Source organism: Psychromonas sp. psych-6C06 (genome assembly GCF_002835465.1).
Classification (GTDB): domain Bacteria; phylum Pseudomonadota; class Gammaproteobacteria; order Enterobacterales; family Psychromonadaceae; genus Psychromonas.
Genome location: NZ_PIZM01000001.1, coordinates 1 through 12421, shown reverse-complemented (window position 1 = coordinate 12421; position 12421 = coordinate 1). Strand labels below are relative to the sequence as shown.

Here is a 12421-nt window from a genome sequence, read left to right as displayed (position 1 = left end):
TTTAGCGATGACACGCGCCCTATTCTATGTACATCAACCTAGCATTATTTCTTCTCAAGCTTTACAACGTTACCTAACTCACATTATTAGTTCAATTGTGTTGGATTTCTGTTAAAATCTCGCCTCAAATTAGTAGGAGAATTTATTATGCAAGACAATAGCCAAATTAAAGTGATCGTCGGTATCTCCGGCGGAGTTGATTCCTCTGTATCTGCGTATCTTTTACAGCAACAGGGATATCAAGTTGAAGGGCTATTTATGAAGAACTGGGAAGAGGACGATACCGATGAGTATTGTGCCGCGGCTCAAGATCTTATCGATGCAAAATCGGTCTGCGATAAATTAGGCATTAAACTCCACACTATCAACTTCTCTGCAGAATATTGGGATAACGTCTTTGAGCATTTCTTAGCGGAATACAAAGCAGGTCGTACCCCTAACCCAGATATCATGTGTAACAAAGAGATTAAATTCAAAGCATTCTTAGAGTTTGCAGCGGAAGATTTAGGTGCCGACTATATCGCGACAGGACATTACTGTCGTCGACGTGATGTTGATGGTCAAGCACAACTACTGCGTGGTGTAGATGGTAATAAAGATCAAAGCTACTTTTTGTATGCGGTTGGTGAAAAACAGATTGCACAAACGCTGTTCCCTGTCGGTGAGCTTGAGAAACCAGAGGTACGCCGTATCGCTGAAGAGCAAGACTTAATCACCGCCAATAAAAAAGACAGCACTGGTATATGCTTTATCGGTGAGCGTAAATTTACCGATTTCCTACAAGAATATTTACCCGCACAGCCGGGTGATATTGTGACGCCAACGGGTGAAGTGATTGGACAACACCAAGGTTTGATGTACCACACGCTAGGTCAACGAAAAGGGTTGGGTATTGGCGGTTTACAAAACTCTAACGAAAACCCATGGTATGTGGTCGGTAAAGATATGGATAACAATCGTCTGCTTGTTGCACAAGGCGCGAACCACCCTGCACTATTCTCTTACGGTTTAATTGCTAAGCAGTGTGATTGGGTTGATAGAACCCCTAGAAAAGAATCGTTTAAGTGCACGGTAAAAACACGTTATCGCCAAGCAGATATCCCTTGTACGGTGAACCCAATAGATGATGATACTCTCGAAGTTATCTTCGACGAGCCACAGGCAGCCGTTACACCTGGTCAATCTGCAGTATTCTATCTTGATGAAGTGTGCCTCGGTGGCGCGATTATCGAGCAACACCTACAGGAGAATAAATAATTATGTCATATCATGATCTCCCTTCACGTGTTATCGCCTTTGCTGCTATGACACAGGCTGCTTACTTAGTTGATAAAATAGCAACGACTGGCCTATGCCCTAATATCGAGGCCTTCGAAGCGTCACTAAAATCGATAATGTCAGTCGACAGTGATAGCCCTATCGATACGTTTGGTGGTTATAAATCATTAGAAGTTGGCTTTAAAAGCATGATTGAGCAACTTGATAACCCTAATAACGAGCGTAACTTACAAGTAACAAAATATGTGGTAGGTATGGTTGCTTTAGAGAAAAAGTTAACCGCGAATGGCTCTGCTATGAACCTACTTGGTGAACGCATTAATCAAGTCAACCGTCAACTAGCGCATTTTGATATTAGTGATGAAAGCGTATTAGCAAACCTAGATGGTATCTATAAAGATATCATCAGTAATTTGGGTCCAAAAATCCAAGTTAATGGTAAGCCCTCTTGCTTGCAACAGGTGATCACACAACATAAAATCCGTGCTTTATTATTAGCCGGTGTGCGCGCCACAGTATTATGGCGACAAATCGGTGGTAAACGACGCCAATTATTGTTTTCACGTAAAGCGATGATCCACCAAGCAAAACAAAATTTACAAAGAGTATAAATAGAAAGCTGTCAGTTATTAGCTGTCAGCTTTCAGTAAAGAACAAAATTCATAACGAGTACAAAGCTAACAGCTGACGGCTATCAGCTGACAGCTTTCAGTAACACAACTATTTAAACAACCTTTATTAGGAGCAACAAATGGAACTTTCAGGACTAACAGCTGTATCACCAGTTGACGGCCGTTACGGTAGCAAAACTGCAATTTTACGCGATATTTTTAGTGAGTTTGGTTTAATCAAATTCCGCGTACAAGTTGAAGTGCGTTGGTTACAAAAACTAGCACAAACAGATGGTATCGCAGAAGTTCCTGCATTTTCTGACGCAGCAAATGCACACCTTGATGCAATCGTTGCTAATTTTGGTGAAGCAGACGCACAACGTGTTAAAGATATCGAAGCAACGACGAACCATGACGTTAAAGCGGTTGAGTACTTCCTAAAAGAGAAAGTAGCAGACGTTGCTGAATTAGACGCAGTTTCTGAATTCATCCACTTTGCGTGTACTTCAGAAGATATCAATAACCTATCTCACGCTCTGATGTTAGGTACAGCTAAAAATGACGTAATTCTTCCTTACTGTAATCGTGTTGTTGACGCGATTAAAGAAAAAGCGATTGAATACAAAACAATGCCAATGATGTCTCGTACACACGGTCAGCCAGCATCACCGACAACATTAGGTAAAGAGATGGCCAACGTTGTAGCACGTTTACAACGTCAAGTTAAACAAATTGAAGCAACTGAAGTATTAGGTAAAGCAAATGGCGCAGTAGGTAACTACAATGCTCACCTTAGCGCTTACCCAGAAGTTAACTGGCAGGCTTTCTCAGAAGAGTTTGTGACAAGCCTTGGGGTTACATTTAACCAATTCACTACACAAATTGAACCACATGATTACATTGCTGAGTTATTTGATGCAATCGCACGCTTCAACACTATTCTTTTAGACTTTGACCGTGATATCTGGGGTTACATCTGCCTAGGTCACTTCAAACAAAAGACTATCGCGGGTGAAATCGGCTCTTCAACAATGCCGCATAAAGTTAACCCAATTGACTTTGAAAACTCTGAAGGTAACTTAGGTTTAGCTAATGCTATATTTGATCACCTAACAGCGAAACTACCTGTTTCTCGCTGGCAGCGTGACTTAACTGACTCAACTGTTTTACGTAATTTAGGTGTTGCAATCGGTTACTCAGTGATCGCATACGAAGCAAGCCTGAAAGGTATCAGCAAGCTTGAAGCAAACGAAGCAAACATGCTTAAAGACTTAGATTCAAACTGGGAAGTTTTAGCAGAGCCAATCCAAACGGTAATGCGTCGTTACGCAATCGAGAAGCCATACGAGAAATTAAAAGAACTAACGCGTGGTAAACGTGTAGATGGCCCAGGTATGGCTGAATTCATCGATACACTTGAGCTACCAGAGCACGTTAAAGTTGAGCTTAAAGCGATGACGCCAGCATCTTACATTGGTCAAGCGATCGACTTAGTAGAAAAAATGGCTTAAAGGTCGTCGCTAGTTAAGTTAATTTCATCGTCGAAAAGTGCTCATTTAAACCATTAAACTGCGCCTTTTCTTCTTGAACTAAACATAACTAGCTTAGACTTTGCTCGCTATAGTTAGGCAACCTTCGGGTTGCCTTTTTTGTTTTTAGCGCCTCTATTTTTACGCAACCATAGCAAAAATGGATGCAAGGCACTGTAACAAGCAATTCCAAGTGAACAGATAATTATCGACACGCCCACCTGAAAGGTTATCTGTTGCGCTAAAAACACCATAGCCAGCAAAGCAGAAACGATAGGTACAAGTGCCATAATCGTTGAAGCAGAAACGGCGCCGAGTTTATTAATGGCATAGGTCATGCAAAACAGCGCAATAATACTCACCACAACGCCTTGATAAAATGCCTGTAAAGCGATTTCAGAGATAGGAGCCACGCTAATATTGCTCGGCAGGAAATACCAAATAGGGGTAAAAAATAGCGCATTGATAAGTGGCACAGCGATCATGATCGTTTTTAAATTAATCGACCACATCTTCATAGAAACCGAATAAAAGGCCAAAAATAGCGTCGCTAATAGTAACCATAACAGTGCTACCAAGGTTGCCCCACCTGAACTGGTAAAGAGTAAAAAGTTGGCAATTAAAATGAACGCGACACCAACATATTGTGGCGCAGACAATCGAGATCTGTTCCAAAGATACAAAATACAGGCACACATAATGGGTAAGGTGCCATTAATAATAACCCCGGTATTTGCTGCATCAGACATCAATAGACCAATCAAGCTAGCGCCGACATAGAGTGTGCCACAGGCTAAACTGCAACAGATAATTGGCAAAGTAAACAGAGATTTAAGTGGATATTTAGCGCATAAAGCATAAACCAACACAACAGCCCCTGCCGTTACAAAGCGAACGCCAGTGACATCCCATACCGTTAATGAACGTGATAACCCCCATTTAGAGATAATGATCCACCCAGACCAAATCATCACAACAGCAAGGCCAGCGAAAAGGCCTGATATTTTATTAAACTTATCGGGTAAATACATATTCACCTCCCTGTGATTTATTTTTTACAAACAGCCATCCACAATACTCGCCATGTTATGCTTAAGTCAATGATTGTGCGATCTAAATTTTTAATAGGAAAAATGACTTGATAAGGGCGAAAATTGAGCCCACCTACAAGGAGAGAAACAATGTTTACACCAAATCCAGTCACACTAAGTACAGATAAAATCACATTACGTCCATTAAGCATCAGCCATCTTGACGACTTTTATCGTGCGGGTGCATTTCCTGAACTATGGCAGTGGTCATTGCCCGACCAATGCAGTTCAAAAGCACAAGCGGCAGATTGGTTAAGCTATTCGGAAACAATGACCCAACAGGGTGAGCATGTTGCCTTTGCAATCTTTGATAACCAAAGTGGTGAATTAGTAGGTAGCACACGTTACTGCGCAATCAGTAAAGCAGATAAAAACCTCGAAATAGGTTTCACATTTATCACACCTAAATACCAACGTAGCTACGTAAATACCCATGCAAAATATTGTTTATTAAAACATGCCTTTGAGCAGCTTGGGGCGATTCGCGTACAGTTCAAAGCACATGAAAAGAATACGACATCGCGTAATGCCATTGCTCGTTTAGGGGCGACCTTTGAAGGCATTTTACGCCATCATCGTATTTTACCCGATGGCAGTTATCGCAATACCGCTATTTTTTCGATTATTAATCATGAGTGGCAAGTAATTAAACAACAATTAGAAAGTAAATTGTAATACAGCTAGTTAACAGGATTTTAAAATGCATATTCCCAATATATTCAAACAACAAGATCAAAAAGAGTTACAAGGTATTATTGCCAAGTATCCGTTTGCAACCTTAATTATACAAACTGAATCGGGCATGGAAGTCGATCACCTGCCATTTTTCTTAGATAGCACCAATGGAAAGAGTGTACTACAAGGACATATCGCAAAAGCGAATCCTTGGTGGAAAAACGTGACTGAAACACAAACGGTGATGTTAGTTTTTCATGGCCCTAATTGCTATATCTCACCGAATCATTACCCAACTAAAAAAGAAAATGGCAGAGCCGTCCCCACCTGGAATTACATCGCAGTACATGTGAGTGGGACGTTAACTTTGCGTTTTGATGATCATTTCAAACTCAATATGCTCGATAACTTGACCCAACAGCATGAACAAGAACAACAACAGCCGTGGTCAATCAAGGATGCGCCAGAGCAGTATATACAATGCATGTTACCTGCAATTGTGGGGCTAGAGATATCTATTACCGAGATAACGGGAAAATGGAAAGTTAGCCAAAACCAACCAGAAATTAATAAAAATGGCGTTATTGGGGGATTAATGAAACAACAAACCGAGAACGCTGTGCAAATAGCGACATTAGTAAAGCAAATGTGTCAGTGATAATGGCAAAAGAAAATACGTTAACGGCAAAGCGTGAACAATAATGGCGAGGCATTTTCTTTTTCCTTCGCGAGCGCTTACAATGAAACCTCATCTACTTTTCAGAGGCTTCACATGTTTGAACTAAATCTAGAAATCAATCATTTTCTTGATACTTACTGGCAAAAAAAACCCACCGTCATTAAGCAAGGGTTCACTGATTTTATTGACCCAATTTTACCGGATGAAATTGCAGGCCTTGCGATGGAAGAAGAGGTTGAAAGTCGCCTTGTTTATCGTGATGAAAAACAGCAATGGCAAGCTGAGTGTGGCCCCTTTGAATCCTTTGAAAAACTCGAAAATGATGGTGCTACGTTATTAATTCAAGCGGTTGATAACTGGCACGAAGAGGCACAACAACTAATTCGTCCTTTCCGATTTATCCCGAACTGGCGAATCGATGATTTAATGATTAGCTACTCCACTCCGAAAGGTGGCGTTGGACCACACATTGATAACTATGATGTTTTCATTATCCAAGGCCTAGGCAAACGCCATTGGCGTGTTGGCGATAATACCCAATTATCAGAGTTTGCAGCCCATGGCGCGCTAAAACATTGTGAAGCCTTTGAAGCGATCATCGATGTAGAATTAGAGCCGGGTGATATATTGTATATACCAGTCGGCTTCCCACATGAAGGGTACGCTGTTGAGCCATCAATGAATTATAGTGTTGGTTTCCGCGCCCCCGATCAGAATGATCTATTAAGTAGTTTTGCAGATCATCAGATTGATAGTAATGAAAATGCTGAGCGATATACAGATCGGGTCATGCAACAACGTGAAAAAGCGGGCAGAGTTGAAGAGCAGGAGCTACAAGAACTGCATCGCGTCATGCTAGCAAACTGCGCAACACCAAAGCAGCTTATTCCATGGATAGGTAAAATGCTCAGTGATGCAAAACATGATCTTGATCTTGCGCCACCTGAGCCTGCTCATTCAAAAGAAGAGATAATCGACGAACTAAATAATGGTGCTCAATTTATGCGATTGGGTGGTCTAAGAGCGCTTTATTTCGAACAAGACTCAGAATCTATTTTCATTAATGGCGAGCAATATAATGTCTCAAACTGTAGCGAATTAGGACAATTATTATGCGATCAAGACGAAGTCGCTGGTGAATTATTAAACTTTCTCAATGATGATGAAGGAGGGTTAGCGCTCTTTACTGCGCTGGTAAATAAAGGATACTGGTACGCTCTGTAAAATCCTATTGAATACCCTTTTAACTACTAAAGGGTATTCAATCTATGATCCGTTTTGCTTGCCAGTATTTTTTCTTCCAATAAACATTATTTAGAGACGAAGTGATCACGCCTTTACTCGTTGATGCATGCATAAATTGGTTATTGCCCATGTAAATGCCAACATGCCTCGCTTTCCAGCCTGTTTTAAAAAAGACCAAGTCACCAACTTTTAACTGATCTTTATAAACTAAATAACCCTGTTTACTCTGAGTTTCAGTTGTACGCGGTAACTTGATATTGATGCTATTACGCATTACTTGTTGCACGAAAGCAGAGCAATCAACCCCTTGCTTGTTTTCCCCACCCAATCGATAGGGCGTGCCTCGCCAATCGTTAAACTCATTCCTCAGTAGAGAAAAAAGTAATGCATCCTCTCCCATTGCTTGTTTGTCAGTGTTCAGTGTAGATGACGATTTTTTAACACTTGAGGAAGGAACACTACTTTTAGGCTGACTAGCGCAACCAACTAATAATAAAAGAGATAAAATAATAAATAAGTGATTCATAACGAAAACTGCTAAAGGCTGATAATACCAAACGAAATAAATAGCGGATCTATTTTACGGCTTAAAGTAACTTATCTCTTCGTTGAAATTTTCGTAAAGAGAGCAACCATTTACGTCACATTTAGCCTTGAACGAATCCATTTTTGCAACGCTACATTTAGATTGTATACTTAATTCGGTTGGTGTGAGAAGGTAACTTTAGACTTGGATATTTTAGCTTCCATCTAATTTTACCTATAAAAAAAGGGGCTTTCGCCCCTAGTCTGTTAATATATCGCTTGATTAACCAAGAATCGCTTCAAGCTCTGTACTAATAACATCTACCGCTTTAGTACCATCAAATTTATGATGAGCACCATTTCCTTGCTTAGCTTCATTCTGGTAGTAGCTAATTAAAGGCGCCGTTTGTGCATGATAAATTTCAAGACGCTTACGAACGGTTGCTTCTTCATCATCTGGACGAATCACTAAGTCATCGCCTGTTACATCGTCTTTACCTTCCACTTTCGGTGGGTTGTAAACGATATGGTAAGTACGACCAGATCCAGAGTGTACACGACGACCAGCCATACGCTTAACAATCTCTTCGTCAGGCACATCAAACTCAAGTACGAAGTCGATGATAACACCAGCAGCTTTCATTGCATCAGCTTGAGGAATAGTACGAGGGAATCCATCTAGTAGAAAGCCTTTAGCGCAATCTTCCTGAGCGATGCGCTCTTTTACTAAACCAATAATTAATTCATCAGAAACAAGTTGTCCTGCGTCCATTAACTCTTTTGCTTTTAAGCCTAGTTCAGTACCTGCTTTAGCAGCAGCACGTAACATGTCACCCGTAGAGATTTGTGGGATACCATATTTGTCCATCATGAATTGAGCTTGTGTACCTTTACCGGCACCTGGAGCACCTAACAAGATAATGCGCATGCTTATATCCTTCTGTTTTTAAATAAATAGAACAAGAAATTTACACGGTTAGTGATTTTTTCTCAACTTTATCAACGAAAAAGGCCAGCATAAAGCTGGCCTTTGTATCAATTATGAGCGATTACGCCAAAAGAAGTTTATTGATTCGGTTAACAAACTCAGATGGGTCATCCAAACTACCTTTTTCAGATAATACCGCTTGCTCTAACAATAACTCAGCCCACTGCGCAAATTTCTCTTCGTCAGCCATATCAGCTAAAGTGGTCACCATAATATGCTCTGGGTTAAGCTCAAAAATTGGCTTACTATCTGGCACTGGTTGTCCCATTTGCGCCATTAATTTCGCCATCTGTGTACTCATATCATCGTTATCTGCAACGATACAAGAAGGCGTCGACGTTAAACGATGCGTGATGCGAACATCTTTTACTTTATCGCCTAAGGTTTCTTTAACACGCTCAACAAAGCTTGCAAATTCAGTCTCTTGCTTCTCTTGCTCTTTTTTATCTTCTTCGCTATCTAGTTTACCAAGGTCTAAATCGCCCTGTGTCACTGATGTGAATGTTTTACCTTCGTACTCTGGTAAATGGCTTAATAACCACTCATCAACACGATCGCTAAGCAATAGAACTTCAACACCTTTTTTACGTAGAATCTCAAGGTGAGGACTGTTTTTAGCCGCATTAAAGCTATCAGCTGTAATGTAGTAAATTTTATCCTGCTCCTCTTTCATGCGACCTAAGTAAGCATCTAATGAAACAGTTTGCTCAGCTGAATCAGTCTCAGTTGAAGAGAAACGGAATAGTTTCGCAATTTTCTCTTTATTACCTGCGTCTTCAGCTGGTCCTTCTTTTAATACTTGACCAAACTCTTTCCAGAACGCGTTGTATTCATCTTCATTTTTATTGGCAAACTTAGTCAGCATTGAAAGTACGCGTTTAGTACAAGCGCTACGTAATTTAGCCGTTGTACGCGTATCTTGTAAGATTTCACGCGATACATTCAGTGGTAGGTCGTTTGAATCTAAAATACCCTTTACGAAACGTAGGTACGTTGGCATGAACTGCTCAGCATCATCCATAATGAAAACACGTTGCACGTATAGTTTGAGCCCATGTGCTTTTTCACGATTCCATAAATCAAATGGTGCACGTTTAGGGATATATAAAAGGCTAGTGTATTCTTGCTCACCTTCAACTTTGTTATGGCTCCAAGTTAATGGGTTCTCAAAATCGTTGGCAATATGCTTATAAAACTCTTGGTATTCTTCATCTTTAAGATCTGATTTAGCACAGTTCCAAAGCGCAGTTGCTTTGTTGATGGCTTCCCAGTGAGCAGGAACAGCAGGCGTATTTTCACCCTCTTGATTCTCAACTTCAGCAACCTCTTCGACAAACATTTCAACAGGAATACTGATATGATCAGAGTATTTAGAAACGATCGTACGTAATTTATAATCATTTAAAAACTCAGACTCATCTTCACGTAGATGTAAAATAATCTCTGTACCACGGTCCGCTTTTTCAATATCAGCTACGCTGTAGTCAGCTTCGCCAGAAGATTCCCAACATGTACCGCTCGAAGCATCTTCTCCTGCTTTACGCGTATTTACCGTTACGCGATCTGCAACAATAAATGCAGAGTAAAAACCAACACCAAACTGACCAATTAGCTGTGAATCTTTTACTTGATCGCCAGATAATTGTTCGAAGAAGTCGCTAGTGCCTGATTTTGCGATTGTACCTAAATGCTCAATCACTTCATCACGTGTCATACCAATGCCATTATCGCTAATAGTTACTGTTTTAGCTTCAGCATCGAAACTCAAGCGAACGCGCAAATCGGCATCATTTTCAAAAAGAGTACCATCTGAAAGCGCCTTGAAGCGTAATTTATCAGCGGCATCAGCAGCGTTAGAGACAAGCTCACGTAAGAAGATCTCTTTATTAGAATATAAAGAGTGGATCATTAATTTAAGAAGTTTACCGGTATCGGCACTAAAAGCATGATTTTGTTGATGTTCCATAATATCTCTTTCTCTTTTAATAGTAATAATTAAACAGTATGAAATAGATGGGGCTCCGGACAAACTTTTCAAGGGAGTAAATGAAAATCTTACAATTTTTTTTGATTACATGGGTTGAGCAGTTACTAAAAACGATAAAAGCATCATATATCAATAAATTATACTAAAGGGAATTTATAAAGAGATCTAAGCTCTGTTGGTCTTAGTCGTGTGATTTTTCAACACAACGTCTTTTGAGTAAGGCTGGCGGAATACGACTTATTAATTGTAAGCGAATTTCGTTTAAAGGATAGTAAAACGTCTTTTCATTTAGTATTGCGTAAAAAGATTTAAACTACCAACGCGTGAGTTGCAGAAGTTAATCATGCTCCCTTCAATTAATAACACAGGTAGCGTAGATTTTTACAAGTTAGACTGATCACCTATTTAACACTTTTGCTATTACAACCTAGTTTATTTGAATTACAATAAGTTTAAACCCAATGGGGATATGCATCAGGTTTAATTTTGGCTATTGATAAACATTAAGTGAGTAAAGTACTATCTCTTTTTCTGTAAAAACCAAGGCCAATCATTCCTAAAGCGAATAATAATAAGCTACCAGGAGAAGGCACAGCAGTTTGAATTACTTTAGTAAGGCTGACATTATCGATAAAGTTACCGTAGGTATCGCCATCATTTTCAGATCTAAAGTTGAGGACATGTTTCGTTTTTGTCGCTGATGCCGTAAAGAACCCTTCATAGGTATACCACTGATTAATTAAATCATGATCGTTAATTGTATTCCATGAAGATAATTCTTGTGAGTTAGTGACTTTAAAACGAAATGCCTCATTATCATCCTGTCTTGCTCTATATTGAAAACTAAGCTTATAGCCCATATTTAAATCAAGCTGAACAGTTTGCTTAAGCACCCAGTCAGTCTGCTCACTTGAACTCCAATCTGCATTTAATTCAGCAAAGGAGTTAGAGCCTTCCGTCCATAACTCAATATAATCGTTATTTCCCGCTCTCCAGTTCTCAACACTTCCTTCATCGTATAAGTTAGAGACCCCCCAAGACTTGACAAAACCTCCTGAGGTCACTGTTTCAAAGTCACCATTTTCAATTAAATTCGCATTCACCGATGAAACGAATAACAACGTAAAGATTGTGCTCAACCACTGCTTACCAATATAAGTATTTTTCATTTCCCCACTCCTAAAAAAAATAAAAGTCCATTCACAGCACAGATTTGATAGTGCATAAATAATACCAACCATGTAATAGACTGATAAACAAAAAGGTTTATACCTAAAAGAAAAATAACAGGAAAAAATGAAAAGAATATCGACACATACAAACAATGATTAGTACAGCCCACAGCAGACTGTTCACCTGCCCCATGTGGGAGTAGGTCTTCATTTATCAAATGCATAAAACGAAAAAATCCCTGCTGACGTAGTCAACAGGGATTGTTCGTATTAGGCGTTTGGCGATGACCTACTCTCACATGGGGAGACCCCACACTACCATCGGCGCAACTGCGTTTCACTACTGAGTTCGGAATGGAATCAGGTGGGACCACAGCGCTATTGTCGCCAAACAAAAAAGTTAATTAGAAAAGCTGTTTGTTTCCACTATTTAACTTCGTTAAACAGTACGAAACTGCAAATTACTTCGTAATCTGCTTGTTCTTCTTAATCTTTGCAATGTTTTCGTAAAATATGCTTCGCAAGCATTTCTTTTATAGTCTTTCGACTCGTCTTGGTATACAAAACTCTTAGAGTTTGTATGGTTAAGCCTCACGGGTAATTAGTACAAGTTAGCTCAATACGTTAGATCGGAAGAGCGG

Annotated in this window: 11 protein-coding genes and 1 rRNA gene; 6 read left to right on the top strand and 6 right to left on the bottom strand. The window is 39.9% G+C overall.

Features of this window, described 5'->3' with window-relative positions:
• Positions 1 to 147: 147 nt before the first annotated feature.
• The 3 genes from mnmA to purB all read left to right on the top strand — a co-directional run bounded on the left by mnmA (position 148) and on the right by purB (position 3400).
• The gene (mnmA, locus tag CW745_RS00060; protein ID WP_101106353.1) at positions 148 to 1257 is read left to right on the top strand and encodes a tRNA 2-thiouridine(34) synthase MnmA; all 1110 of its coding nucleotides are present in this window, start codon (positions 148 to 150) and stop codon (positions 1255 to 1257) included.
• Positions 1258 to 1259: 2 nt separating this feature from the next.
• Positions 1260 to 1889, top strand: a complete 630-nt coding sequence (gene hflD / locus CW745_RS00055; RefSeq protein ID WP_101106352.1) for a high frequency lysogenization protein HflD — start codon at positions 1260 to 1262, stop codon at positions 1887 to 1889.
• Positions 1890 to 2029: 140 nt separating this feature from the next.
• Positions 2030 to 3400 (top strand): adenylosuccinate lyase, encoded by a 1371-nt coding sequence (gene purB, locus CW745_RS00050; protein WP_101106351.1) that lies wholly within the window; start codon positions 2030 to 2032, stop codon positions 3398 to 3400.
• 113 nt (positions 3401 to 3513) lie between these two features.
• On the opposite strand, the gene CW745_RS00045 is transcribed toward purB, so the two are convergent.
• Complete coding sequence (locus CW745_RS00045) at positions 3514 to 4449, bottom strand: DMT family transporter (protein WP_101106350.1); 936 nt, start codon at positions 4447 to 4449, stop codon at positions 3514 to 3516.
• Between the two features lie 150 nt (positions 4450 to 4599).
• Here CW745_RS00045 and CW745_RS00040 point away from each other — a divergent pair, with 150 nt between their 5' ends.
• The 3 genes from CW745_RS00040 (at position 4600) to CW745_RS00030 (ending at position 7087) form a co-directional block, all read left to right on the top strand.
• Positions 4600 to 5184, top strand: a complete 585-nt coding sequence (locus CW745_RS00040) for a GNAT family protein (protein ID WP_101106349.1) — start codon at positions 4600 to 4602, stop codon at positions 5182 to 5184.
• Positions 5185 to 5209: 25 nt separating this feature from the next.
• Entirely contained in the window at positions 5210 to 5842 is a 633-nt protein-coding gene (locus tag CW745_RS00035) for an FMN-binding negative transcriptional regulator (RefSeq protein ID WP_101106348.1), read from the top strand.
• A 114-nt stretch (positions 5843 to 5956) separates the two neighbouring features.
• A complete protein-coding gene (locus CW745_RS00030; protein WP_101106347.1) occupies positions 5957 to 7087 on the top strand; it encodes a cupin domain-containing protein in 1131 nt (376 codons plus the stop codon).
• 37 nt (positions 7088 to 7124) lie between these two features.
• Here CW745_RS00030 and CW745_RS00025 read toward each other — a convergent pair whose 3' ends face one another.
• The 5 genes from CW745_RS00025 to rrf all read right to left on the bottom strand — a co-directional run bounded on the left by CW745_RS00025 (position 7125) and on the right by rrf (position 12172).
• The gene (locus tag CW745_RS00025; protein WP_101106346.1) at positions 7125 to 7634 is read right to left on the bottom strand and encodes an NlpC/P60 family protein; all 510 of its coding nucleotides are present in this window, start codon (positions 7632 to 7634) and stop codon (positions 7125 to 7127) included.
• 282 nt (positions 7635 to 7916) lie between these two features.
• Positions 7917 to 8561 carry an adenylate kinase gene (adk, locus tag CW745_RS00020; RefSeq protein ID WP_101106345.1) on the bottom strand — a complete coding sequence of 215 codons (645 nt, stop codon included), beginning with the start codon at positions 8559 to 8561 and terminating at the stop codon, positions 7917 to 7919.
• Positions 8562 to 8682: 121 nt separating this feature from the next.
• Complete coding sequence (htpG, locus tag CW745_RS00015; protein ID WP_101106344.1) at positions 8683 to 10587, bottom strand: molecular chaperone HtpG; 1905 nt, start codon at positions 10585 to 10587, stop codon at positions 8683 to 8685.
• A gap of 524 nt (positions 10588 to 11111) precedes the next feature.
• Positions 11112 to 11777, bottom strand: a complete 666-nt coding sequence (locus CW745_RS00010; protein ID WP_193755495.1) for a DUF642 domain-containing protein — start codon at positions 11775 to 11777, stop codon at positions 11112 to 11114.
• A gap of 279 nt (positions 11778 to 12056) precedes the next feature.
• Positions 12057 to 12172 (bottom strand): 5S ribosomal RNA (gene rrf / locus CW745_RS00005).
• Positions 12173 to 12421: the final 249 nt, after the last annotated feature.

What these genes read in the sequence shown, in the direction of transcription:
- hflD (WP_101106352.1), top strand. Translation starts at nt 1,260, where the DNA reads ATGTCATATCATGATCTCCCTTCACGTGTTATCGCCTTTGCTGCTATG.
- mnmA (WP_101106353.1), top strand. Translation starts at nt 148, where the DNA reads ATGCAAGACAATAGCCAAATTAAAGTGATCGTCGGTATCTCCGGCGGA.
- CW745_RS00040 (WP_101106349.1), top strand. Translation starts at nt 4,600, where the DNA reads ATGTTTACACCAAATCCAGTCACACTAAGTACAGATAAAATCACATTA.
- adk (WP_101106345.1), bottom strand. Translation starts at nt 8,561, where the DNA reads ATGCGCATTATCTTGTTAGGTGCTCCAGGTGCCGGTAAAGGTACACAA.
- CW745_RS00045 (WP_101106350.1), bottom strand. Translation starts at nt 4,449, where the DNA reads ATGTATTTACCCGATAAGTTTAATAAAATATCAGGCCTTTTCGCTGGC.
- CW745_RS00035 (WP_101106348.1), top strand. Translation starts at nt 5,210, where the DNA reads ATGCATATTCCCAATATATTCAAACAACAAGATCAAAAAGAGTTACAA.
- purB (WP_101106351.1), top strand. Translation starts at nt 2,030, where the DNA reads ATGGAACTTTCAGGACTAACAGCTGTATCACCAGTTGACGGCCGTTAC.
- CW745_RS00030 (WP_101106347.1), top strand. Translation starts at nt 5,957, where the DNA reads ATGTTTGAACTAAATCTAGAAATCAATCATTTTCTTGATACTTACTGG.
- htpG (WP_101106344.1), bottom strand. Translation starts at nt 10,587, where the DNA reads ATGGAACATCAACAAAATCATGCTTTTAGTGCCGATACCGGTAAACTT.
- CW745_RS00025 (WP_101106346.1), bottom strand. Translation starts at nt 7,634, where the DNA reads ATGAATCACTTATTTATTATTTTATCTCTTTTATTATTAGTTGGTTGC.
- CW745_RS00010 (WP_193755495.1), bottom strand. Translation starts at nt 11,777, where the DNA reads ATGAAAAATACTTATATTGGTAAGCAGTGGTTGAGCACAATCTTTACG.